Here is a 23,208-nt window from a genome sequence, read left to right as displayed (position 1 = left end):
TTTGACTAAGTAGGAAAACAACTAATATAAATTGGATCAACGAACGCCACTCAGGCTTAAAAGGACATCCGCCGATGCAGGCCGCCAATCTCGCAAACAAGGTCGTGATCGTGACGGGCGCCGGGCGGGGCATTGGCCGCGAAATCGCATTGTTCGCCGCTAAGGAAGGCGCGCGCGTTATCGTCAATGATCTTGGCGGTGAGCCCAATGGCAGCGGCAGCAACAGCACGGTGGCGGGCGAGGTCGTGCGCGAAATTCAAGCCGCCGGTGGAACGGCGGCCGCTAGCACCGATTCCATTTCGAGCAAAGAGGGCGCGGAAAAAATCATCCAGACGGCGCTCGATCATTTTGGCCGTGTTGATGGTGTCATCAACAATGCCGGCTTCCTGCGCGATCGCATGTTCTACAATATGAGTGATGAGGAATGGGATGCGATCATCCAGGTCCATCTCTACGGCTATTATTATGTGTCGCGCGCCGCCGCGCCGCATTTCAAGGCGCAGAACTCCGGCGCCTATGTACATTTCACCTCGTCGTCCGGCCTGATGGGCGCTGTCGGCCAATCAAACTATGCGGCGGCCAAGATGGGCGTCGTCGGCTTGTCCACAGGCATCGCCTTTGACATGGCGCGCTACAATGTCACTTCCAATTGCATCGCCCCCTCAGCCTGGAGCCGGCTTGTCGCGGGCGTTCCCTTGCGCTCGAAGGCCGAGGAGGAGCGCGCGGCGATGTTCCAGAAGAAGATGGGCCCGGAAAAGATCGCGCCGCTTTGCGCTTTTCTCACCAGCGATGCGGCCAAGGATATCACGGGCCAGATCTTCAAGGTGCGCGGCAATGAGATTTTCCTGATCAGTCAGCCGCGTGCGGTCCGCTCGGTGCATCACGATGGTGGCTGGACCATGCAAAGCCTGGCCGAAACCATGCTGCCGGCCCTGTCGCCGTCCTTCTTCAAGCTTACCTCCCATCTCGACCAGTTCAACTGGGATCCGATCTAGGATTGGCGCGCGCCATGGCTTTCGATCCGCACAAGCTGATGAGCTGGCCGTTCAAGGACGTGATGCGCTCCTATGACGACCGCGACACCTTGCTCTATGCGCTCAGTATCGGCCTCGGCGAGCGCTTGGACGACGAACGTTGGTTGCCGTTCGTCTATGAAAAGCAATTGAAGGCGCTGCCGACCATGCTGACCGTGCTCGGCATGACCGATATCGGCTTTATGACGGACCCTGATATTGGTCTCGATCTATCGAAAATGTTGCATGGCGAAGCAGGGCTCGAAATTCATGCACCTCTACCGGCGACGGGGTCGATCGTCAGCCGGATGCGGCTCGTCGATCTCATCGACAAGGGACCGCAGAAAGGCTCGCTCCTTTATTACGAACGTCATATTCGCAATGGATTCGACAACACCGCTCTGGCGACCGAGCGCGGGTGCTTCATTCTGCGCGGCAATGGCGGCTTCGCCGATACGAGCCGTGTTGCACCCACCCCGCATGCGATCCCTGATCGCCCGGCCGATCTCGTCTGCGATCTGCCGACTTTGCCGCAATCGGCGCTGCTCTATCGTCTGACTGGCGATCGCAATCCACTTCATGCCGATCCTGATCTCGCCCACGCGGTGGGCTTCCCGCGCCCGATCCTGCACGGCGCCTGCACCTTCGGCATCGCCGGCCACGCTCTCCTGAAAACCCTCTGCGATTACGATCCGACACGCTTCAAGCGCATGGACGTGCGTTTCGCCGCGCCGGTCTTTCCTGGCGAGACACTGCGCACGGAAATCTGGATCGAGGACGAACCGTATTTGTCGTTCCGCAGCAAGGTGCTCGAGCGCGACAAGGTCGTTCTCGATAATGGCTACGCGCAGTGCGATGTGGTCGCGTCCGTACGCGATCGTTTACGTTCATCGGGAGTGCTGGCGTGATGGCTAAAGGCGAACGCTACATACCCGCGCCTTCGCCCGAGACGGCGCATTTTTGGAGCGCCGCGCGCGAAGGCCGCCTCGTCCTGCAGCGATGCGAAGATTGCGACCATGTCTATTTTCCGCCGCGGCCCTTTTGTGCCCGCTGTCTGTCGCGCAATGTCGCTGAGCAAGAGGCCAGCGGACGGGCCAAACTTTACAGCTATGTCATCAGCCATCGGGCGGCGCCGGGCTTCGACGCGCCCTATGCCATCGCGGTCGTCGAGCTGGAGGAAGGGCCGCGCATGATGACCAATATCGTCGATGTCGCGCAGACGCCGGAAGCGTTGCTTCTCGACATGCCGCTGCGCGTCACGTTCCGCAGATTGACCGACGATATTTCCCTGCCGCTGTTCGCGCCCGACGAGGCCGTATCATGAACCGCGCCAAAGCTGCTGTCGTCGGTGCCGCCGAGTCGACGTCCATGGGCGTCGTGCCCCATATGTCGCAACTGCAACTCCATGCCGATGCCGCCCTCAATGCCCTGCGCGACGCCGGGCTCTCCGCCACCGCCATCGATGGCATCGCGACTGCCGGCGAAGATTCAGTGCAACTGGCCCACTATCTCGGCATCCGGCCAAGTTGGATCGACGGCACTGGGGTCGGCGGTTGTTCCTTCATGATGCATCTGCGTCATGCGGTGGCGGCGATTGGCCAGGGCCTCTGCAAAACGGTTTTGATCACTCACGGCGAAAGTGGAAAATCACGTCTGCCGCCGCCGCCGTTTCCATGGCCGCCGCCACCGACGAGCTTGATGGGACAGTTTGAAACGCCCTTCGGCATTATCGGCGCGCCGACGATGTTCACGATTCCGGTGCTGCGCTATCTGAAAACCTATGCCATTTCGCTAGAAAAGCTGGCGATGGTGCCGGTCATTCAGCGCGAATGGGCAGCCCGCAATCCGCGCGCCTTCTTCAAGGACGCGATCTCTGTCGACGACGTTCTCGGCGCCAAAATGGTGGCCTATCCGTTCACCCTATTGATGTGCTGCCCGCAGACCGACGGTGGTGGGGCCTTGATCGTGACGGCACCGGAGCGGGCACAAGAGTTTTCGACACGGCCCGTCTATGTCGTGGGCACGGGCGAGGCGTGCGAAAGCTCGTTGATCAGCCAGATGGAGGATTTCACCTCCTCGCGCGCCTTCCGCGATTCCGGTCGTCTGGCTTTTGCCGATGCGGGCATCACGCAAAGTGATGTCGATCATCTGATGATCTATGACGCCTTCGCTCATCTGCCACTTTACGGGCTGGAAGCGCTTGGCTTCTGCAAGCCTGGCGAAGCCGCCGATTTCATTTCCGAGCGTCATACGGCGCCGGGCGGTAAGCTGCCGGTCAACACTAATGGTGGCGGTCTCAGCTACATGCATTCGGGCATGTACGGCATGTATGCCTTGCAGGAAAGCGTGCGCCAGATGCGCGGGATCGCTCCAGCGCAGGTTCCTGGTGCGAAAATCTCCGTCGCCCATGGGGTTGGCGGCATGTTCGCGGCGAGCAGTACCATCATTTTCAGCAACGAAAAATCATAGCGCACGGCTTTGCACGGTTCCGCCAGAAGGACCGCAAGAAGAAAGATGATCCGATCGTATCGCAAGGAGGGGTGAATGGGTCGAAAGCACAAATGGGTTCAGGCCGGTGCCGATAAACGCGCCATGCCTTGTTGCGGCCACCGCAAAGGCATCGACATCTTCGGTTCATGATCGACAGAGGGCGGGATCGTGCATCTCATCGATATGTTCAACACAGCCGCGCAACGATGGCCAGATCGCATCTTCCTGCGCGAGGGCGAGAAGACGCGCGACTATGCCACGGTGCGCTCGGCCGCGATCGCCATCGCCAAGGGCCTGCGCGCCAGAGGGGTCGGCGTCGATACGCGTGTCGGCATCATGGGGCCGAACACCTCCGATCTGATCGAAGGCGTCTTCGGTATCTTCATCGTCCATTGCATCTGGGTGCCGGTCAATGTGCGCAGTACGGCGAGCGAGCTCGTCGATTATCTCACCGCCCTAGACGTAGACATATTGCTTTACACGTCGTCCGTGACCGAAGTCGTCAGGCAAGCGCAGGCGCGTTTGCCGCATCTGCGTCTTGTCGCGGCTCTCGATGGGCCAGGGCGGCACGAATGGCTGGCGGGCTCGGACCATGTTGTGCTCGACGATCTGCCGCCGCGCGCCCATGCGGTCATCTCGCTGACGTCGTCGGGTGGCACGACGGGCAAGCCGAAGGGCGTCGCCCTCACGGAGCTGAACTGGGAGACCGCTGTCGCCACGGCCGCCTCGCAGTTTCCCGGCGATCATCCAGTCTTTCTTTTGGCGGCGCCCATGAGCCATGCGGCCGGCGGCTTGGCGTTGATGTTCCTGCCACGGGGCCCGGAACTGATCGTTTTGCCGAGTTTCGAGCCGGAAGCGGTGATGGCGGCGATCGAAAAGCACCATATCACCCATCTGTTTCTGCCACCGACCGCCATCTACATGATGCTGAGCCATCCCAAGCGGCATCAGTACGATTTCTCCTCGTTGAAATACTTCATCTATGCCGGCGCGCCTATGTCGGTCGATAAGCTGCGCGAGGCTTTGGCTCTCTTTGGCCCGGTGATGACGCAATTCTATGCGCAGATGGAATGTTTCGGCTCTATCACCTGCTTGACGCCGGACCATCACGCCGAAGCTTTGGCCGATCCCCATAAGCAGCATCGTCTCGCCAGCGCAGGCCAGGCGAATATCTATGCGCGGGTCGAGATCATGGGCGAGAATGGCGATCTGCTGAAAGCCGGCGAACGCGGCGAAATCGTCGTGCGCAGCAACCTCGTATTCTCCCATTACGTCGGCGTGCCAGATGATCAAAAGCCCAAGCCTGACACGTGGCATCACACCAGCGATGTCGGCTATCGCGACGAGGACGGCTTTTTCTACATCGTTGATCGTCTGCGCGACATGATCATCACCGGCGGCTTCAACGTCTATCCGTCCGAGGTCGAACAAGCCGTTCTCGCTCATCCGGCCGTGAAGGATTGCGCTGTCATTGGCGTGCCCGATGAGAAATGGGGCGAAGCCGTCGTTGCTTTCATCGAAGTCAAACCGAGTGAAGCTGTGACGGAGAGCGACTTGATCGCTTTCTGCCGCAAAACTCTGTCGGGCGTGAAGACGCCCAAGCGCGTGATCGTGGTCGACGAGCTGCCACGCAGCCCGGTGGGCAAAGTGCTGCGGCGCGTGGTGCGCGACGAATTGTGGAAGAACCGGCCGCGAAACATTTGAGCAGGAAACGGGCGATGGACGGTATGACCAGCGAACAGGGTCAGGCGAAGCCGCTTCTGCGGGTCGACGGTATTTCCGTTCGATTCGGCGGTATTGTTGCCCTGGACGGCGTGTCGTTCGAGGTCGCCGCTGGGCAGATTTGCGGGTTGATTGGGCCGAACGGAGCCGGCAAGAGCACGTTGTTCAATTGCATCTCGCGGCTCTATAGCCCGGCTGCCGGGCATATTGATTTCGATGGCCGCCGGCTGACCGATCTCGCCAGGCACGACATCGCCGGCATCGGCATTGGTCGGACATTTCAGAATGTCGCTTTGTTCGACTCCATGACGGTGACCGAGAACATCATGGTCGGCTGCCATGATCGGCTCGACGCCGGGTTCGCGCGCAACGCGCTCCGCTTGCCGGGTGCCGTCCAAAGAGAGCAGGAGACCCAGGATCGCGTACGCCAGCTCGTCCATTTCCTCGGTCTGGAGGCCGTGGCCCATCGTCCCGTGGTGGATCTGCCGTTCGGAACACGCAAACGTGTCGAACTTGGCCGCGCTCTTGCGGTGGAACCTAAGCTCCTCCTGCTCGACGAGCCGGCCTGCGGCCTCAACCGCGAGGAAATCGACCGGCTGGCGGATCTGATCGTCGATCTGCGTGGTCGGCTTGGCATCACGGTTCTGCTCGTCGAGCACAATATGAGCCTCGTCATGGCCATCTCCGACAAAGTTGTGACGCTCAATTTCGGCCGTGTGATTGCACAAGGAACACCCGCCGACGTACGTGCCCATCCCGAAGTGATCCGCGCTTATCTCGGCGACGACGATGAGACCGTGCTTGAGGTCTCATCATGACAAATCTCCTCACCGTGCAGGGTCTGTCGGCCACGTATGGCGCTTCGCTCGTGTTGTGGGACGTCGATCTTGTCATCGCGGAGGGCGAGATCGTCGCTCTGCTCGGCGCCAATGGCGCCGGCAAGACGACGACGCTGCGGGCACTCTGCCAGATGATGGTCTCGACCAAGGGCCGCATCTCGTTTGGCGGCGTGTCGGTGACGGGGCGTACGACTGAACAGATCGCCCGGCTCGGCATCGGCCACGTCCCGGATGGTCGCGGCACCTTCCTCGGCCTGACGACGGAGGAGAATCTGCGCTTGGGGCTACAGGCGCGGCCGCGACAGGCGGGCGGAAAAGCCGATATTGCCCGCATCTACGATTATTTCCCGCGCCTTTCTGAACGGCGCAAGCAGCAGGCCGGCACATTGTCGGGCGGCGAACAGCAGATGCTCGCCATCGGCCGTGCGCTCGTGGGAAAGCCGAAACTGTTGCTGCTCGACGAGCCGTCTTTCGGTCTGGCGCCCCTCGTCGTGAAGGACATCTTCGCGATCATGCGGCGCATCAACCAGGAGGAAAAGGTCGCCATCCTGCTGGTCGAGCAGAACGCCAAACTGGCGCTGGATCTGGCGCACACCGCTTACCTCATCGAGACGGGTCGCATCGTGAAATCGGGACGCGCCGGAGACATTCGCCGCGACGATGCCGTCCGTCAGGTCTATCTGGGAGGATAGGGTCATGGTCTTTGCCACTCGACCGCAAAAGAGCGTTTTCACGATCCGCCAGTGGAGGTTGTTGTGAGTTCGCTGCTGCCGCAAGTGCTGGCGGGCCTGGCGACTGGTGGCATCTATGCCAGCGTCGCCTTGGCGCTGGTGATGATCTACCAGGCGACCAACCATGTGAACTTCGCCCAGGGCGAGATGGCGATGTTCTCCACCTTCCTGGCTTGGGCGCTCATCCAGAATGGCATGCCCTATTGGCTCGCCTTCGTAGTGACCTTGGCGCTGTCGTTCGTCATCGCGGCGGTGATCGAATTTGTTGTCATCCGGCCGATGCACAATGCGCCGGTATTGTCGATTGTCGTCGTCTTCGTCGGTCTGTTGGTGGTCTTCCACAGCCTCGCCGGATTGCTGTTTGGTTATACGATCAAGGAGTTTCCGAGCCCCTTTCCGGCGGAGGCCTGGTACGGCAGTTCGCTGATGTCGGCCCATGATGTTGGCGCCATCGGCGTGACCTTGATCATGGTGACGGCGCTGTTCTGCTTCTTCCGCTTCACGCCATTGGGCCTTGTCATGCGCGCCGCGGCCCAGAATGCGGCCTCCTCGCGTCTGGTCGGCATCAATGTTTCGCGCATGCTGATGCTCGGCTGGGGATTGGCTGGCGCCGTGGGCGCCGTTGCCGGCATGATGGTCGCCCCGGTCGTCTTCCTCGATCCCGACATGATGACCGGCGTGCTGCTGTATGCTTTCGCGGGTGCGCTGGTCGGCGGGATCGACAATCCGTTCGGCGCTGTGGTCGGCGGCTTCCTCGTCGGCATTCTGGAGAATGTGGTCGGCACCTACATCGTCGGCACCGAGCTGAAGCTGACCGTCGCGCTGGCGATGATCATCGGCGTTCTGATCGTGCGGCCATCGGGCCTGATGGGCCGAACCATCGTGACGCGGGTGTAGCGATGGGGATGTCGCACTCTTCCACGCCGGCCCTACGGACCATCTCGATCGTCGCCGGCGCGTTGGTGGCGGTCGCCTTCCTGGTCGGCGCCAGCGGCTATCATCATCTCCAGGCAACGCTGGTTCTGTCCTATGCGGTCGCTTTGCTCGGCCTCAACATTCTCACCGGCTACAGCGGCCAAATTTCCCTCGGGCAGGGGGCATTCTTCGCGATCGGTGCCTATGCGACCGCCATCGCCATGGACCGGTTCGCCGCGCCCTATTGGCTGACGCCCGCGTTTGCGGCCATCGTTTGCTTCATCGCCGGATATCTGTTTGGCCGGCCGGCGCTCAAGCTGGAAGGGCTATATCTGGCGCTAGCGACCTTCGCGCTCGCCGTCGCCATGCCGCAATTGTTGAAGTCGAACCTGATCAATGGCTGCACCGGTGGCGTGCAGGGGATCGTGCTCGTCAAGCCCGAGGTCCCGTCGGGCCTGCCGTTGACGCAGGATCAATGGTTGCTGCTTTTCTCAGCCCTCGTGACCGCGGTGATGTTCCTCTTGGCGCACAATCTGCTGCGCGGCGGCAGTGGCCGCGCCATGCGGGCCATTCGCGACAATGCGGCTGCCGCCGAGGCGATGGGGGTCGATCGCAAACACATCAAATGCATGGCCTTCGGTATATCGGCGGCCTTCACCGGTGTAGGCGGCGCCTTGTCGACCATCGCCATTCAATTCGTCGCGCCTGATTCCTTCACCGTCTTTCTGTCGATCTCCCTTCTCGTCGGTATTGTGATCGGCGGCATGGGCACATTGTCCGGCGCTTTCCTGGGCGCTGTCTTCATCATGTTCGTGCCGACCTTGGCTGAGACGATTTCCAAAGACGCACCCTGGTTCGTTTACGGCGTCGTGCTGATCGTCTGCATGTTCGCCATGCCGAATGGCGTCGTGGGTCTCATCACCCGTCTGCGCAGCCGTTATGGCGCCTCGCATCTCGCTTCCAGCCAACCGGCCGCCAAGACCAATCCGACGTCAGTTCAATAACCAGAGGGAGTGTACGGATGAGAAATTCAGTGTGGAGCGCCGCAGCGCTTTTGCTGCTGGCCATGCCCATGGCCGATGCGGCACCGAAATATAGCCCGGGCGCCAGCGATACGGAGATCAAGCTCGGCCAGACCATGCCCTATAGTGGCCCGGCTTCTTCGCTCGGCGTTACCGGCAAGGCGGCGACGGCTTATATCAAACGCATCAATGAGGCTGGCGGCGTCAACGGCCGCAAGATTAATCTCATTTCGTTGGACGATGGATTCAGCCCGGTGAAAACCGTCGAGCAGACACGGCGTCTGGTCGAGCGCGGCGAGGTTCTCGCTATGGTCGGATCGCTCGGCAGCGGGCCGAACAGCGCGGTGCAGACCTATCTGAACGGCAAGAAAGTTCCGCAGCTCTTCATTATGTCGGGCGCGGCGCGTTTCCTGAATCCGAAGGAGTTTCCGTGGACGATGCCATGGACAGCATCTTCGGCGCGCATCGGCGAAGCGTTCGGGCAGTACATCCGTGAAACCAAGCCCGATGCCAAGATCGCCATCATCTATCAAAACGACGAATATGGCCGGGAGGCGGAGAAGGGCATCCGTAAGGGCCTCGGCCCCAACGTCGATAAGATGATCGTTGCCGAACGCACCTATGACGTCACCGATCCGACGATCGATTCGCAGATCATCAGCCTCAAGGCGAGTGGCGCCGATGTTCTTTTTCATGCCAGCATTTCGAAATTCGCCGCGCAGGGACTACGCAAGGTCTATGATCTTGGCTGGAAGCCGATCCAGTTTGTAGATGTTCCGTCCGCGTCCATCGCCGCCACCTTCAAGCCGATCGGCCTTGAAAAGGCTGTCGGTGTGATCTCGGCCACCTATTTCAAGGATCCGCAGGATGAGCGGTGGAGCAATGACGCAGGGGTGAAGGAATATATGGCGACGCTCAAGGCCCATGCCCCTGAGCTGGACCCTTACGATAGCACCGTTGTTTTCGGATATGCGATGGCTGAATCTGTCGTCGCGGTGTTGAAGGCCTGTGGTGACGATCTCACTCGCGAAAACCTTCTGAAACAGGCGGCTGCTCTCAAATCCGTTCCCATCTCGATGCTCCTGCCGAGCGTGTCGCTGAACACGTCCGAGAACGATTATGCGGCTATCAAGCAGCTGCAGCTGATGAAGTTCAATGGCAGCGGCTGGGACCACGTTGGCGAGACCATGATGGTTCCGTAGCCTGAGCGTAGGGGCTGAGATCGGACGACATTGCGTCCGATCTCGGCGTGTTCCGTCAGCCCCGCCATGTTGAACGCGATTGCGTTTCGAGGAGATGACATGTCTGAAACTCCAACTACGTCCGTCCGGCGAGGGCCGTTGACCGGCGTCCGGGTCGTCGAGTTTGGCGGGCTTGGGCCTGCCCCATTCGCGGCGATGCTGATGGCCGATCTTGGCGCCGATGTGCTGCGCATCGACCGGCCGGGCAAGGGTGCGAGCGAATCGCACGACATCACCAGCCGCAACCGGCGCTATGTCGAGCTGGATCTCAAGCGGGACGCCGATGTCGCTTCGGCGCTGGCTCTGCTGGAACATGCGAATGTTTTAATCGAGGGCTTTCGTCCGGGCGTGATGGAGCGTCTCGGTCTTGGCCCCGATACAGCGCTCGCGCGCAATCCAAAGCTTGTGTATGGCCGCATGACCGGCTGGGGCCAGACGGGGCCGCTCGCCGAGGCGGCAGGTCACGACATCAATTACATCGCGATTACGGGCGCGCTCGGCGCTATTGGCCCGGGGCAGGGCCGCCCGGTGCCGCCGCTCAACCTCGTCGGCGATTATGGTGGTGGCGCTCTTTATCTTGTCGTCGGCGCTCTCTCGGCTCTTCTCTCAAGCCGCGAAACCGGTCGCGGCCAAGTGATCGATTGCGCGATGTGCGATGGTGTCAGCCATCTGCTTTCGCTCTTCCATACCTTCCAGGCGATGGGTCAATGGGTTGATCGGCGCGAAGCCAATCTGCTCGATGGTGGCGCCCACTTCTATGGCACCTATGAATGTGCCGACGGAAAATATGTCGCTGTCGGAGCGCTGGAGCCGCAATTCTACGCCGAATTATGCAAACGCGCCGGCCTGGAGGCGCATTTTACCAACAATCAGAACGATCCGGTGCAATGGCCGGCGTTGAAGCGGGACATAGCGACGCTCTTCCGTCAGCGCAGCCGTGCTGAATGGTGCACCATTCTCGAAGGGACGGATGCGTGTTTCTCGCCGGTGCTGTCTCTACGTGAAGCGCCGGAACATCCACATCTGAGCGCTCGCGGAAGCTACATCGATCTGCAGGGCGTGAAACAGGCGGCACCAGCGCCGCGTTTTTCTGGAACGCCGACCGCATTGCCATTGCCGCCGCCGAAGATGCCCACGTCATTCATAGATGCTTTGCACGCATGGTCGCGGTGATCGGCCGTCCATGATGGCGGCGTACGAGTGCGGCAGGAAGCTGTCGCTTCCTGCCCGTGTATCAGTATTAGTCCCTGATGTACGACGGCTTTCTGGTTGACAGCTTGGAGGGCCTCTTCCAGGATTTCCTACAATAGAAATTTGATTGAAAATTATCGTTTGCGCTGAACCGCGATGGAGGGACTTCGCGATATAGGCTGTCTGAGGAGGAGATGACCATGAACGTCATGCAAGCCGCTAGCGCGGAAACGCCGACCGCGCCGCACGATGCGCGCTATCTGAAGAATTGCTGGTACGCGGCATGGTGGTCATGCGACCTGCCCGCCGGCGAGATCAAGGCGCGCACTATCCTCAATCAGCCGCTGGCTTTCTTTCGCGGAAATGATGGCGGAGCGCGCGCCATCGCCGATCGCTGCTCGCATCGGCTGGCACCGCTCAGCATGGGCCGGCTACTGTCGAACGGCCATCTGCGCTGTTGCTATCACGGTCTTGAATTCGACAATGATGGCCGCTGTGTCGTCAATCCGCATACGCCCGGCGTCGCGCCGACCGCACGCCTGGATATTCCTTCCTATCCGGTTGTCGAAAAGCACGGCATAGTCTGGGTGTGGCTTGGTGAGGGCAAGCCGGATGCGACGCGTGTTCCCGATTATGCTTGTTTCGACGGCGCTCAGGAGCGTCATATGAGCAAGCGCGATTATTTGCGTCTTGAGGCCGAAACGGCGCTCGTCGTCGACAATCTGCTCGATCTCAGCCACATCGCTTTCCTGCATGATGGTATTCTTGGCGATTCAGCGAAGGCCGAGGCGGATATCAAGGTCGAACACAAGGACGATGGGATCATCGTCAGTCGTTTCAATGCGGATGCGTCGATCCCCGGCATTTTTGCGGAATTCTGGCCCGACCCGCCACAGCTCGTCGACAAAGAAACCGCGATTCGCTGGACTGCGCCCTCCAATCTGTTGAACGATACGGGCGTGCGAGTGCGAGGTGGCGACCGCATGACGGGGACGGGTTTCTATGGCGCTCATATCCTGACGCCGGAGACTGATCAGACGACACACTATTTCTTTGCCGCCGTGCGTTGGAATGTCAGAACGCAAGGCGAGACGGATCTGCGCATCCAGAAGAACCTGAACGAGCTGCGGCGCTTCGCTTTCGAGCAGCAAGATGCGCCCGTGATCGAGGCGCAGCAACGGCGCATGAACGCGCCTGGCGCTCCGAAGCCGCTGTTCCTGTCGATCGATGCTGGCCCCGCACAATATCGCCGGATCCTTGAGCGCATGTTGCGCGCGGAGCAAGAGGCATCCGATCCGGGGTAGCGGCCGCCCGTCTGCTGCATCACCTCTTCGGGGAAAGCGGTGAGGGCTTGGCCAATGGGCCCGTTCCAGGCGTTGGAGCAAATTGCCGCGGTCCAACTGGTGATGGTGAAAGTCAGTTACTGTTGCTGTCGAAAATTGGCGCCGACATCGAGTTCTGTCCCGCATAGCGTTCGCTACTCGCTCGTGACAGGTGAGTGGCGCCGCACTTCGGCGATGCGTTGGCCGTAGTGCTTGCGCAACCGGCCAAGGCGGGTTCGTCCGGGGCCTGCGCCCTTTGGGCGAGTTTCGTTTCCTCACGTGGTGCGGTCTTCATTGCTTCGAGGAAGGCGGCGAAGGTCCGGCCGGCATATGTGTTGGACAAAGGATAGCGATGCTGCGCCGAGATTCGGATAGGCACCGGCCGATCGCTCTCTTGCATTTTTTAGAACCATTGGCCCGGTCGGGCTCCATATGGACAGCCCACTCGATTAAGGCCTCGTTTGGCGATCGGCGAAAATGATCAGTCCCGCGAAAGTCAAGAATGTTGCTATGGCGCCAATCAGATAAATTTGTTCAATCGCCGTCCAGGCCATTGTCTACTCCATTGTTCGCGATGGATATTCAATGGAGTAGGAGTTGTGTACATTGATCTATATCAATCAGGATGCGCAAACCTCCGGAAGCAGGCTGGCATAGTCTCCTAATTGTTCAATCATTGATTGATATCAATTGGTTCGATATCGGTGGATGCGTGGTTAAAAGAAATTGAGGACGCTTTCAGCGGGAATTGATCGATGAAAACCGCAATAGACAGCCAGAAGGACCAGCCATGCGGCGCTCCGCACGCGGGGTGCTACGAATGTTCCGTGCGGTCTATAAGCGTTTGTGCGGCTCTTTCACGCGAGGAGTTGCATGAGCTTGAAAACCTCAGCCGCCCGGAACAATTTGCGCCAAGACAAGCATTGTTTCTCCAAGGCGATGCCGTTGACAGCGTTTTCAATGTCACCTCAGGTTGCTTCAGGCTGGTGAATGTTCTTCACGATGGTCGCCGACAAATTATGGGCTTCGCGCTTCCAGGGGATTTCCTTGGCCTCTCCTCGGACCTGGAGTATGGAGTGTCAGCCGAAAGCTTGGGGCCGGCTTCCATTTGCCGTTTCAACAAAGCTGCATTTTCTTCTTATCTCTCGCGTAAGACCTCCTTATTGACCCGGTTGCTCGATTACGCTGGTCATGAGCTCAGTCTTGCTCATGAGCAGATGGCACTTTTGGGTCGACGTTCCGCCGAAGAGAGAGTGGTCTCATTTCTTCTGGGCTTGAGGAAAAGGAACGAGCGCTTTGGCAGGCAGGGGGTGACGCTACATCTGGCAATGCCTCGTCAGGATATTGCCGACTATCTTGGCTTGACCATTGAGACCGTTAGCCGCGTTATGACACATCTTGCGCGCGAAAAGCTGATTGTCGTTGTACCGGATGGAGTTCGCTTCCTTCAAATGGAACGCCTTCAGAGCTTAACCGCAGTCGACCCATCAGTATCTAAAGCTTCGGGTGAACGCTGACTGGAGTATGTTTCGGGAGCGAGTAGTACGTTGTCCAATCGATCATTATCGGTCAGATGCTTCGTTTGACCACAGAGAATTCGAAAAGATTGCGATCCTTCCTGGATGAACGAATAAACCTGCTCGCTTTATTATTTGTGCGATATCCGATTTCTGGAGGAAATCAAATATTGTCGAAGCGCTTCCGCGTTACTGTGTTGACCATCATGAGCAGCGTAAAGCAGGGTCACTTGGCCTTTGCTTATTAACTCGGCCAATAAAGTTAATTTATCTGGGCTTTGAGAGATCTCGTGTTTGTATCTGTCTTTGAATTCAGGCCACCGTTTTGGATCATGATTATACCATTTGCGGAGCGCCGTGCTTGGTGCGATGTCCTTGAGCCAAAAATCTAGCGACGCATTTTCTTTTCGCAGTCCGCGGGGCCAAAGACGGTCGACAAGAACGCGTATTCCATCCGTTGGTGACTTTGGTTCGTAAACGCGTTTGATCTGTATCTGAGGAGGCATGCGAGTTCCTCCACTGTCGATCACCGTTCAGCTTTAGCGGTGACACTGGCCGCTTTCTTTTCATCGTAGTTTGGCTGCGATAATATCGTGCCGTTTCTAAGCTTGTTTTTTAATGAGGCAAACCGAGTTCTTGCCGAGCGGTGGTATCCTATGGGTATCGCTGAAACAGCATACCACTATAGCGCAGGCAAAATCCGAGAAAAGCCAACGACCAGAGGATGGCGGCTGTATGCAGCAGGAAAATATTCGCCGGCCAGAAAGTAGCTGACAGCCGCGTCAAGGCGGCGATTATGATGAGTGTATAGATCAGGCAGGTCCAGGTGTCGGCGCGCAGGGCATGCCCAGTATGGCCGAGCGTGGCCCGCGTCATCACCGCCAATGTCATCGTGCCCATGGCGCCGACGCCGAGTACATGGATCGCGGCCACGTCCTGGCTGCGATCATTGAACAGCGCGCTGAATCCAGCCAGCAGAAGGCCGAGCGGTACGAAGAGATAGCCGGTGTGCAGGATCAGCACCAGGGGATCGCGCAGCGTGCGATCGCCCGCCCAGCGAGCAAGTCGCAGCAGATGCAGGCTTGCGGCGATGAGCAGCAGAACGCCGGTCAGCTTGTGGTCCGGTATGAATGTCCAGGCCGTCAATGCGGCCGCGCCCATCGCAAGCGACACACCGTCGAAGCGGCCGAAGGGCGCCGGCAGGCGGCCCGGGTTCTCGCGCGCGAGCCAGTTGCGCGTGAAGGATGACGCGGCCGCCGATAATCATGATCAAAAGTACGATTACGCCGATGGCCAGCCGCCGGCTTACATCGCTGGTGCCGAGGACGTGTACCTCGACATGGAACAGGACATTGGCGCCGAGCAGAAGACTCACGGGTACCAGCACCATGAGATTGCGCCAGTTGCGCCCGGCGACGATTTCGATCGCGGCGGCCGTGGCGACGGCAGCCAGGAACAGGCTGTCGATCGCCATGGCGAGCATCCAGTCGAACGCGCCCGAAAAGAACACAGCGATTCGCCCGGTAAGCCACAACAGCACCAGGGCGAGAAGCGGTAGGCCTTGCACCGGCAATCGGCCGGTCCAGTTGGGAATGGCGGTTAAGAGGAAGCCCGTGATGACGGCAGCGACATAGCCGAACAAGGTCTCGTGCACATGCCAGTCTACAGCGGCGAAGCTGCTGTTGGTCCGCAGCATACCATGGAGAAGCGGGAGCCAGACGAGAATGATGAGCGCGGCATAGGCGGCGCCCAGGAGGAAGAAAGGCCGGAAACCGTAGGAGAGAATGGCGGGATAATTGCCGGACTTGACGCGCGGCACGGGCATCAGGGAACGCCCGGCTGATGGCCTAGGCACTCCTCAAGGATCGGCTGCATCTCCATGGCGTTCTCGCCGTGATGAAAGGCGATGGCGAGCCGGAACGAATGGGCGATGCGCAAGGCGCGATCGAGGAACAGCGCCGCGGCATCGGGCGGGCACAGATCCCGGACGGTTTCGCGGAACAGCGTCAACTAGCGGCGGAAATGCTCTTCGCCGATCCCGGGCAAAGCCAGATGGGGCCGCAGCGGATGTCCTTCGTAGCGATTGGTGCGCCGCAGGGTCGATGACCAGAAGTCGCACATCTTGGCGAGGTGATGCGGCCAGGCTTCGGGCGCGATGGCGCTGTTGAAGATCGGTCCGAGCAGCTCGTCTTTGCGGATATTGTTATAGAAGCCGTGAACGACGGCGTGAATCATCGTTTCGTCCAGGGCATCGGGGATGAGCCGACCGTCGATGGTCATAGTGCGCGTCGGAGCGGGACGTCCCTTCATGATCTTAATCCTTGTTGTTGGTCGTGCTTGTCGCTTCCGCGGTGAGCGGGCTGTGGGGGGCGTCGGCACGGTCCCCGGTTTCGTCGACGAAAATACGGGCGCCAGCGCCTTCGAGATCGTCGTATTGGCCGTTGCGCAATGACCAGAAGAAGGCGGCCAGTGCGGCGGCGCCGAGCAGAAGGGCGAGTGGAACCAGAAAGACGAGGCTGCTCATCGGGCGGTCCTCCATCGCACAGTGGTCATCAGCGGAGATGTTGAATGCGCATGCTGTGGCTTGCCTTTCAGGCGCAGGGCATTGGCGACGACGAGGACGGACGACAGCGACATGGCAAGAGCCGCTATTAGGGGCGTGACATGGCCGAGGATTGCCACCGGCAAGGCAATGGCATTGTAGGCGATGGCCAGCGCAAAATTCTGCCGCACCAGCCGGCCAGCCTCTAAGGCGATACGATAGGCGAGGGGCACGGCGCCAAAATCTTCGCGCAAAAAGACGAAATCGGCGGCATTGCGCCCGACGTCGGCCGCGCTCACCGGCGCCATGGAGACATATGCTGCGGAGAGCGCGGGCGCATCGTTGAGGCCATCACCGATCATCAGCACCTTGCGTCCACGAGCGGCGAGGGTCATCAGCCGCTCTACTTTCTCCGCCGGCAGCAAGCCCGCCCCACGATCTGGAACGGCGAGGCTATTGGCAACGGTTGCGACGGCGATCGCGGTGTCACCGGAAAGGATCTGCAGTTCGAGGCGATCGCCGCGTAGCGCGTCGATGGCGGCGCGAGCGCCGGGGCGAAGTCGTTCCTCGAAACGGTAGGTGGCAAGCGGGTGTCCCTCGACAGAAAGCACGGTGCCGGTGGTTTCAGGTTGCGACGGCGCTGCCCAGGTGCCGCGTCCGAGCCGATAGAGTTTGCCGTCGTGCCAACCTTCGATGCCGAGCCCGGCATGTTCACGGATGTCGGACAGAGCGGGTGTGTCCACATTGTCGGCGAAGAGTGAAAGCGCGCGTGACTGCGGATGTTTCGAATGGGCGCCGAGCGCCGCTGCGATGGCGAGGATGCTTCGATCGAGCGAAGCCGTCTCACAGAGTTGCACGTCGGGTGTCGTCAGCGTGCCCGTCTTGTCGAAGACCGCCGTATCGATCTCTGCCAGCCGCTCGAGGCCGGAACCGTCTTTCACCAGAATGCCGTTTTCAAACAGGCGCCGGGCCGCCATCACTTGCACGATAGGCACGGCCAACCCCAGCGCGCAGGGACAGGTGATGATCAGAACGGCAATGGCAATGGAAATCGCATGGTGCCAATCACCCGTCACCGCCATCCAGCCAAGGAAGGTCAGGAATGCCGTGGTGTGGACAACTGGTGAATAGAGGGCGGCCATCCGGTCGGCGAGCCGCCGATAGCCCGCTCGCCCGCCTTCGGCGGCTTCCATCAATCGTACCATTTCGGCCAGAAAGGAGTCCTGTGCGCGGGCCGTGGAGATCATGGTCAGGGGGCCGGTCAGATTGAGTGTGCCGGCCTGGATGGCGTCGCCGGGCGCCATCGGCCGCGGCACGCTCTCACCCGTGGCTATGGCGCAATCGAACTCGGAGCGGCCATCGATCACGACTCCGTCGACAGGTATCCGATCGCCCGCCGCGAGCGCGATGCGCATCCCAGGCTCTATATCGTCGATAGGCAGATAATCTCGGCTCCCGTCGTCACGCAGGACCATGGCCCCGCGAGGCGTCAGGCGGATGAGACCTTGCACGGCGGCGCGGGCTTTTTCCCGCATCACGTGATCGAGCGTCCTGCCGATCAACAGAAAGAAAATCAGCGACGTTGCCGCATCGAAATAGGCATGTGTGCCGTGATTGATCGTATCATAGAGGCTCAACGCAAAGGCGAGACTGACGCCGATCGAAATCGGCACATCCATATTGGTGCGGCCGCTCCTCAAGGCGCTCCAGGCGGAGACGAAGAAGATCCGTCCGGAGTATACGAGACAGGGCAGGGCGAGTGCCGCCGAAATCCAATGAAATGCCTGTCGGGTTTCGGGCTCGGCTCCGGACCAGACCGACACCGAGAGCAGCATGATGTTCATGGCGGCGAAGCCGGCGACCGCGAGCGCACGGATCAGCCGAGCGAGTTCCGCATCCTTCTGTTCTGCCACCACCTCGAACACATGGGCGGGGAAGCCAAGCGCTGCCAAGGTTTCAATGATGTCCGGCGCTTGTTCGCCACGCCATTTCACGCTGGCGCGCCGGGTCGACAGGTTCACCCTGGCCGCCTCGACGCCAGGCAGGCGTAGCAGCCCGCTTTCCACTGTGCGGATGCAATGGGCGCAGTGCACGCCCGGTACCGAAAGATCGGTCTGATAAAGCCCTTCGCCCAGCACTCGGCTTGCCAGGCGTAGCTCGTTCGCTCCCGGCGAAACGTCTCCCTGGACGAGTGGGACGCAGCAGCTCATTTGATCGCTCTATACGCATGCCAAGTGGCGTGGCCGAGGAGCGGAAAGACGATGATCAGGCCAATGAGCGCGGTTGCCAAGCTGACGAGGAACAGGGCCAGCACGATCAGCCCCCACATCAGCATGACCGGAAGGTTGTTCCACACGAGTGAAATACTTGTGCCCATGGCGGTGAACGCATCGGTGTTCTCGTCGAGCAGCATCGGCACGGCGAACACGCTGATGGCGAAGGAAAAGGCGGCGAACAGGCCGCCGACGGTCGTGCCAACTATCAGCATACCCCAGCCTTCCGGCGTCGTGATAAGCATCTGGACGATGTGATTGAAGCCTGGAAAGGCCACCAGCCCGAAGAATAGCGCGTAGATCAACACGGCGGCCCGCATCCACACCAGCATCAAGAGGCAGAGGATGGCGCCGGTGAAGAGGACCTGGGGTCCAGAGGCCGCATTGACGTATAGCATTGTGCCGAGGCTGACTGGCTGGCCGGTCTCGATCGCGCGGCTTTTCTCATAGAGGCCGAGGGCGATCAACGGCCCCACGACCATGAAGCCGGCGAGCGCCGGGAAGAGAATGTAGTCCAGTTCGAACTTGAACAGGCCCCAGATGATCGCCAGGGAGACGAGAAAGACCGCAAAGCCATAGGCGAGGCTCGGACCAGGCGTAGTCCAGAGATCGCGCCACCCCTGGCCGAGCCAGCTGAAAGCGGTGCCGGCCGGCAGATTGCGCTGTTTTTGCACTGCGAGCGGGACGACGGTTCCTGTCGTGTTGGTGGCCATGATGCGCTCCCTCAGCAAGCCGATTTGGCGGCGCGAAAAGCGCCGTCACTGCCGGCATCTTTCGCATGTGGCACGCATCCGGTTTGCGAAGTTATCGCCACATAAACCAGATGCGCATTGGCTCCGATCATAACGGCGATGCTGATGCCGACGATCAATAGCGAAATCAATTTCCAGTTCCGGCGTGGTCCACTCAAGGTGCTGGGGCTCATTCTGCTTTCTCCCCCAAGGTGCCGACGTAGAGAGCGAGAATCTTGATTTCGGTAGGCGAGAGCCGGCCCGACCAATGCGGCATCTGTCCTTGCCGGCCGTTGTTTATGCTGTTGGTGATCGCTTGTTCGTCGCCGCCGTAAATCCAGGTTGCATCGGTTAGGTTGGGCGCGCCGAGATCCTGTTTACCCATGCCATTGTCGCCATGGCATGAGGCGCAGTCGGAGGCGAATACCTTCTGACCAGCCTCGACCAGCGCCTTATCCTGAGGGCTGAGAGGCTGGTTCGACAACGAGCGCACGAAAGCGACGACGCTGCGGATCTTGGCACTGTCGAGCATGGCGGTCTTTCCGAACGCCGGCATTTGCGACATGCGCGACTTTGGATCGCTGGAATTGATGCCGACCGAGATGGTTTCTGCGATCGCAGCAGCGTCTCCCCCCCACAACCATGCCTTCGCGGCGAGATCGGGGAAGCCGGGGCCACCGGTTCCCTTGACACCGTGGCAGACGGCGCAATTGTCACCGAACAAGGTGCGACCGGCTTCGCGCACATCGCGCATCAGGGCAGGATTGGCGGCGATCTCGGCGAAGCTCGCCTTAGCGACCTTGTCCATCCAAACCGATCTGTCCGCCGCCGCGGTCTTGAGCTGCTCTGCGAGAATCTCGCGCTGATCGTTGCCGAGCAGGCCTTTGGTATAGCTGGTCCAGGTTGGCCAGGCCGGCATCAAGATCCAATAGACGATGCTGAAGAGGGTAAAAATGGCGAGGAAGAACAGAACAACGCGCGGAACCGGGGTATCCAGTTCCTCGATGCCGTTCCATTCATGTCCGGTCGTCTTGCGTCCGGTGACGGGATCAAGTTTCTCCAGCGCCATCGCTCTAGCTCCTTGGCCGATCGTCGGTGTCGAGAATGCTGTTCTTTGCCCGTTTGAAACGTTTGCGGTTGGATGGCCACAAGGCATAGACCAGCACGCCGATGGCCATGGCGATCAGGTAGAACAAGCCCCAGCTTTTGGAAAAGCCGACGATGGTATCGTGATCCATCTCCGTTACTCCTTCGTTGAGGCGGTTTGCCTGTGGGCCGCATCGGTGAGGCGCCCCAGCACTTGTAGATAAGCGACGACGGCATCCATTTCGGTCAGACGATTGGGCTCGCCGTCAAAGACACGCACATTGGTCGCCTCGCCATAGCGCTGGCTGACCCCAGCAGCCTTGTCGCTGTCGGGATTCGCCTGGCCATAGGCATCCTGCGGTCCATTGGCGATCATCTCGTCGGTGTAAGGTACACCGACCGCGCGCAGCGCCGCCAGATGCTGGCCGGCATCGTCGACGCGCAATTCGTTCTTCATCAGCCAGCCGTAGCGAGGCATGACCGATTGCGGCACGACATGGCGCGGATTGATCAGATGCGCGACATGCCAGGCGTCGGAATATTTATTACCGAGCCTGGCGAGATCGGGGCCGGTACGCTTCGATCCCCAGAGCATCGGATGGTCGTATTTTGACTCCACCGCGAGGGAGTACGGACCATAGCGCTCGACCTCGTCACGTAGAGTGCGGATCATCTGGCTGTGGCAGGCATAGCAGCCTTCGCGAATGTAGATATTGCGTCCGGCCACTTCCAGCGGCGTATAGACGCGCATGTCCTTGGCCGTTTCCACCGTTTCCTTGATGGTGAAAAGCGGTGCGATCTCGACGAGGCCGCCAATGGCGGACACGCCGATGATGGCGAGGACAAAGCCGATGGCGCTGCGTTCCAGTTTGCGATGCGTCTCTGACATGGCGCTTACTCTCCCGCCTGGAGGGCGACAGCAGGTTGCGGCACGGGAATATCGGCCTTGCTGTTGTCGGTGGTGCCTTGGGCTTTTGCCAGCCGGATTGTCATCCAGATGTTGTAAGCGCAGACCACGGCTCCGGCGAGGAAGAGGAGGCCGCCGAAGGCGCGGGCGATGTAGTAGGGATGCATCGCTACGAGGCTGTCGATAAAGGAATAGGCGAGCGTGCCGTTCTCGTTGTAGGTGCGCCACATCAGGCCTTGGATGATGCCCGAGTTCCACATCGCGAAGACGTAGATGATGGTGCCTGACAAGGCGAGCCAGAAATGCACCTCGACGAGCTTTGGCGAATACATCCGTTCTTGTTTCCACATCCAGGGCACAAGTGCGTAGAACGAGCCGAAGGTGATCATCGCCACCCAGCCGAGTGCACCGCCGTGGACATGTCCGATGGTCCAGTCGGTATAATGGGACAGAGAGTTCACGGCACGGATCGCCATGAACGATCCTTCGAAAGTGGCGAGACCATAGAAGACGGCGGCAACCATCATGAAGCGCAGCGTTGCGTCATCGCGCACTTTGAACCAGGCGCCGTTAAGGGTAGCCAGTGCATTGCCTGCGGATGCCCAGGAGGGGACAAGGAGAATAACCGAGAAGGTCATCCCGAGCGTCTGTACCCATTGTGGCAGAGCGGTGTAGTGCAGGTGGTGCGAACCCGCCCACATATACATGAAGGTGATGCCCCAGAAGCTGATGATCGACAGTCGATAGGAGAAGATCGGCCGCCCCGCGCGCTTGGGAAGGTAATAATACATCATCCCGAGGAAGCCGGCGGTGAGAAAGAAGGCGACGGCATTATGGCCGTACCACCATTGCACCATGGCATCCTGCACGCCCGAGAACAGGGAATAGCTCTTGGCATGGCCAAGCGAAACCGGAACGGCAAGGTTGTTGACGATATGCAGAACCGCCACGACCAGAATGAAGGCCATGTAATACCAGTTGGCGACATAGATATGCGGTTCTTGCCGCCGCTGCAGTGTCCGAAGATAGATCAGAAAATAGACGACCCAGACGATCACGAGCCAGAGGTCCGCGTACCATTCCGGTTCGGCATATTCCTTCGACTGGGTAAGCCCCATCAGGTAGCCGGTGGCGGCGAGAACGCAGAACAGATTGTAACCGATCAGTACGAACCAGGGACTGAGCTGATCGGGTAGGCGTGCGCGTGATGTTCGCTGCAGCACATGGAAGGATGTTGCGATGAGCGCATTGCCGCCGAAGCCGAAAATAACGCCGGAGGTGTGCACCGGCCGCAAGCGGCCGAAACTTAGCCAGCCGACATCCCATGTCATATCAGGCCAGGCGAGCAGTGCAGCGACCCAGACGCCGACAGCCATGCCGACTACGGCCCAGATCATGGCAAGCACGATGCCGGCTCTGGTCGGGTCGTCGTAATATTCGGCCAAGCGTTCCTTTGGCGGTTCCGGATCGTAGTAGTGGCCGATCACGGCGAAGATCAGTGCAGTGCTGATCAGCAAGACGATGCCGCCATGGTAGCCGAGTAGATCAGCGCGTCCGACGATGGCCATCGCCAATCCGACGAAGGCCATCACAGTGAGAATGATAAGGGCAGATTGCCGCTCCGAAACTGTCAGCCCCGAAATCATCTGATTTTCCCCGTTTGCTG

General features: G+C 59.9%; 24 protein-coding genes and 1 pseudogene. 13 read left to right on the top strand and 12 right to left on the bottom strand.

The genetic code is table 11. The features are described from left to right. Positions 1–74 precede the first annotated feature (74 nt). The 13 genes from BLW50_RS29435 (at position 75) to BLW50_RS29375 (ending at position 14,003) form a co-directional block, all read left to right on the top strand. A complete protein-coding gene (locus BLW50_RS29435; protein WP_090710532.1) occupies positions 75–995 on the top strand; it encodes an SDR family NAD(P)-dependent oxidoreductase in 921 nt (306 codons plus the stop codon). 14 nt (positions 996–1,009) lie between these two features. After that, complete coding sequence (locus BLW50_RS29430; RefSeq protein ID WP_090710894.1) at positions 1,010–1,921, top strand: MaoC/PaaZ C-terminal domain-containing protein; 912 nt, start codon at positions 1,010–1,012, stop codon at positions 1,919–1,921. Then, positions 1,921–2,337, top strand: a complete 417-nt coding sequence (locus BLW50_RS29425) for a Zn-ribbon domain-containing OB-fold protein (protein WP_090710530.1) — start codon at positions 1,921–1,923, stop codon at positions 2,335–2,337. The genes BLW50_RS29430 and BLW50_RS29425 overlap by 1 nt, the downstream gene beginning before the upstream one ends. After that, positions 2,334–3,482: a thiolase C-terminal domain-containing protein gene (locus BLW50_RS29420; protein WP_090710527.1), complete on the top strand. Its 1,149-nt coding sequence runs from the start codon at positions 2,334–2,336 to the stop codon at positions 3,480–3,482. Before BLW50_RS29425 ends, BLW50_RS29420 begins: the two co-directional genes overlap by 4 nt. Positions 3,483–3,671: 189 nt before the next feature. Next, the gene (locus BLW50_RS29415; RefSeq protein WP_090710523.1) at positions 3,672–5,207 is read left to right on the top strand and encodes a class I adenylate-forming enzyme family protein; all 1,536 of its coding nucleotides are present in this window, start codon (positions 3,672–3,674) and stop codon (positions 5,205–5,207) included. 23 nt (positions 5,208–5,230) lie between these two features. Further along, entirely contained in the window at positions 5,231–6,043 is an 813-nt protein-coding gene (locus BLW50_RS29410; RefSeq protein WP_090710891.1) for an ABC transporter ATP-binding protein, read from the top strand. After that, positions 6,040–6,756 carry an ABC transporter ATP-binding protein gene (locus BLW50_RS29405; RefSeq protein ID WP_090710521.1) on the top strand — a complete coding sequence of 239 codons (717 nt, stop codon included), beginning with the start codon at positions 6,040–6,042 and terminating at the stop codon, positions 6,754–6,756. Before BLW50_RS29410 ends, BLW50_RS29405 begins: the two co-directional genes overlap by 4 nt. A 63-nt stretch (positions 6,757–6,819) precedes the next feature. Then, the gene (locus tag BLW50_RS29400) at positions 6,820–7,692 is read left to right on the top strand and encodes a branched-chain amino acid ABC transporter permease (RefSeq protein ID WP_090710889.1); all 873 of its coding nucleotides are present in this window, start codon (positions 6,820–6,822) and stop codon (positions 7,690–7,692) included. A gap of 8 nt (positions 7,693–7,700) precedes the next feature. Further along, positions 7,701–8,714 (top strand): branched-chain amino acid ABC transporter permease, encoded by a 1,014-nt coding sequence (locus tag BLW50_RS29395; protein WP_244544523.1) that lies wholly within the window; start codon positions 7,701–7,703, stop codon positions 8,712–8,714. Between the two features lie 17 nt (positions 8,715–8,731). Beyond that, entirely contained in the window at positions 8,732–9,934 is a 1,203-nt protein-coding gene (locus BLW50_RS29390; RefSeq protein ID WP_090710516.1) for an ABC transporter substrate-binding protein, read from the top strand. 99 nt (positions 9,935–10,033) lie between these two features. Continuing rightward, positions 10,034–11,146, top strand: a complete 1,113-nt coding sequence (locus BLW50_RS29385) for a CaiB/BaiF CoA transferase family protein (protein WP_090710514.1) — start codon at positions 10,034–10,036, stop codon at positions 11,144–11,146. Positions 11,147–11,364: 218 nt separating this feature from the next. After that, positions 11,365–12,468 carry an aromatic ring-hydroxylating dioxygenase subunit alpha gene (locus BLW50_RS29380; protein ID WP_170850456.1) on the top strand — a complete coding sequence of 368 codons (1,104 nt, stop codon included), beginning with the start codon at positions 11,365–11,367 and terminating at the stop codon, positions 12,466–12,468. Positions 12,469–13,241: 773 nt separating this feature from the next. After that, positions 13,242–14,003 carry a Crp/Fnr family transcriptional regulator gene (locus tag BLW50_RS29375; RefSeq protein WP_090710507.1) on the top strand — a complete coding sequence of 254 codons (762 nt, stop codon included), beginning with the start codon at positions 13,242–13,244 and terminating at the stop codon, positions 14,001–14,003. A gap of 131 nt (positions 14,004–14,134) precedes the next feature. Here BLW50_RS29375 and BLW50_RS29370 read toward each other — a convergent pair whose 3' ends face one another. From BLW50_RS29370 to ccoN, 12 genes and pseudogenes are all read right to left on the bottom strand, one after another. Then, complete coding sequence (locus BLW50_RS29370) at positions 14,135–14,509, bottom strand: DUF488 domain-containing protein (RefSeq protein ID WP_090710505.1); 375 nt, start codon at positions 14,507–14,509, stop codon at positions 14,135–14,137. 148 nt (positions 14,510–14,657) lie between these two features. Then, a pseudogene (locus tag BLW50_RS29365) lies at positions 14,658–15,828 on the bottom strand (NnrS family protein). Then, complete coding sequence (locus BLW50_RS31205) at positions 15,828–16,013, bottom strand: globin family protein (RefSeq protein WP_244544522.1); 186 nt, start codon at positions 16,011–16,013, stop codon at positions 15,828–15,830. The pseudogene BLW50_RS29365 and the gene BLW50_RS31205 overlap by 1 nt, the downstream one beginning before the upstream one ends. Beyond that, a complete protein-coding gene (locus tag BLW50_RS31200; RefSeq protein WP_244544521.1) occupies positions 16,014–16,313 on the bottom strand; it encodes a group III truncated hemoglobin in 300 nt (99 codons plus the stop codon). It abuts the gene before it with no gap. A 4-nt stretch (positions 16,314–16,317) separates the two neighbouring features. Further along, positions 16,318–16,527, bottom strand: a complete 210-nt coding sequence (ccoS, locus tag BLW50_RS29355; RefSeq protein WP_090710886.1) for a cbb3-type cytochrome oxidase assembly protein CcoS — start codon at positions 16,525–16,527, stop codon at positions 16,318–16,320. Next, a complete protein-coding gene (locus tag BLW50_RS29350; RefSeq protein ID WP_090710503.1) occupies positions 16,524–18,755 on the bottom strand; it encodes a cation-translocating P-type ATPase in 2,232 nt (743 codons plus the stop codon). The genes ccoS and BLW50_RS29350 overlap by 4 nt, the downstream gene beginning before the upstream one ends. Beyond that, entirely contained in the window at positions 18,752–19,531 is a 780-nt protein-coding gene (locus tag BLW50_RS29345; protein ID WP_090710501.1) for a DUF2189 domain-containing protein, read from the bottom strand. The genes BLW50_RS29350 and BLW50_RS29345 overlap by 4 nt, the downstream gene beginning before the upstream one ends. Positions 19,532–19,542: 11 nt before the next feature. Continuing rightward, positions 19,543–19,743: a hypothetical protein gene (locus BLW50_RS29340; protein ID WP_090710499.1), complete on the bottom strand. Its 201-nt coding sequence runs from the start codon at positions 19,741–19,743 to the stop codon at positions 19,543–19,545. Beyond that, positions 19,740–20,618, bottom strand: a complete 879-nt coding sequence (gene ccoP, locus BLW50_RS29335) for a cytochrome-c oxidase, cbb3-type subunit III (protein ID WP_090710497.1) — start codon at positions 20,616–20,618, stop codon at positions 19,740–19,742. The genes BLW50_RS29340 and ccoP overlap by 4 nt, the downstream gene beginning before the upstream one ends. Before the next feature lie 4 nt (positions 20,619–20,622). Beyond that, entirely contained in the window at positions 20,623–20,787 is a 165-nt protein-coding gene (locus BLW50_RS29330) for a cbb3-type cytochrome c oxidase subunit 3 (protein ID WP_090710495.1), read from the bottom strand. Positions 20,788–20,792: 5 nt separating this feature from the next. Continuing rightward, the gene (gene ccoO, locus BLW50_RS29325; protein WP_090710493.1) at positions 20,793–21,524 is read right to left on the bottom strand and encodes a cytochrome-c oxidase, cbb3-type subunit II; all 732 of its coding nucleotides are present in this window, start codon (positions 21,522–21,524) and stop codon (positions 20,793–20,795) included. Between the two features lie 5 nt (positions 21,525–21,529). Further along, complete coding sequence (gene ccoN, locus BLW50_RS29320; RefSeq protein ID WP_090710491.1) at positions 21,530–23,188, bottom strand: cytochrome-c oxidase, cbb3-type subunit I; 1,659 nt, start codon at positions 23,186–23,188, stop codon at positions 21,530–21,532. Between the last annotated feature and the right edge of the window lie 20 nt (positions 23,189–23,208).

The organism is Beijerinckia sp. 28-YEA-48, assembly GCF_900104955.1.
Taxonomy (GTDB): domain Bacteria; phylum Pseudomonadota; class Alphaproteobacteria; order Rhizobiales; family Beijerinckiaceae; genus Terripilifer.
Note: the sequence above shows the minus strand (reverse complement) of the source record. Positions and strands in the feature narration are given on the sequence as shown.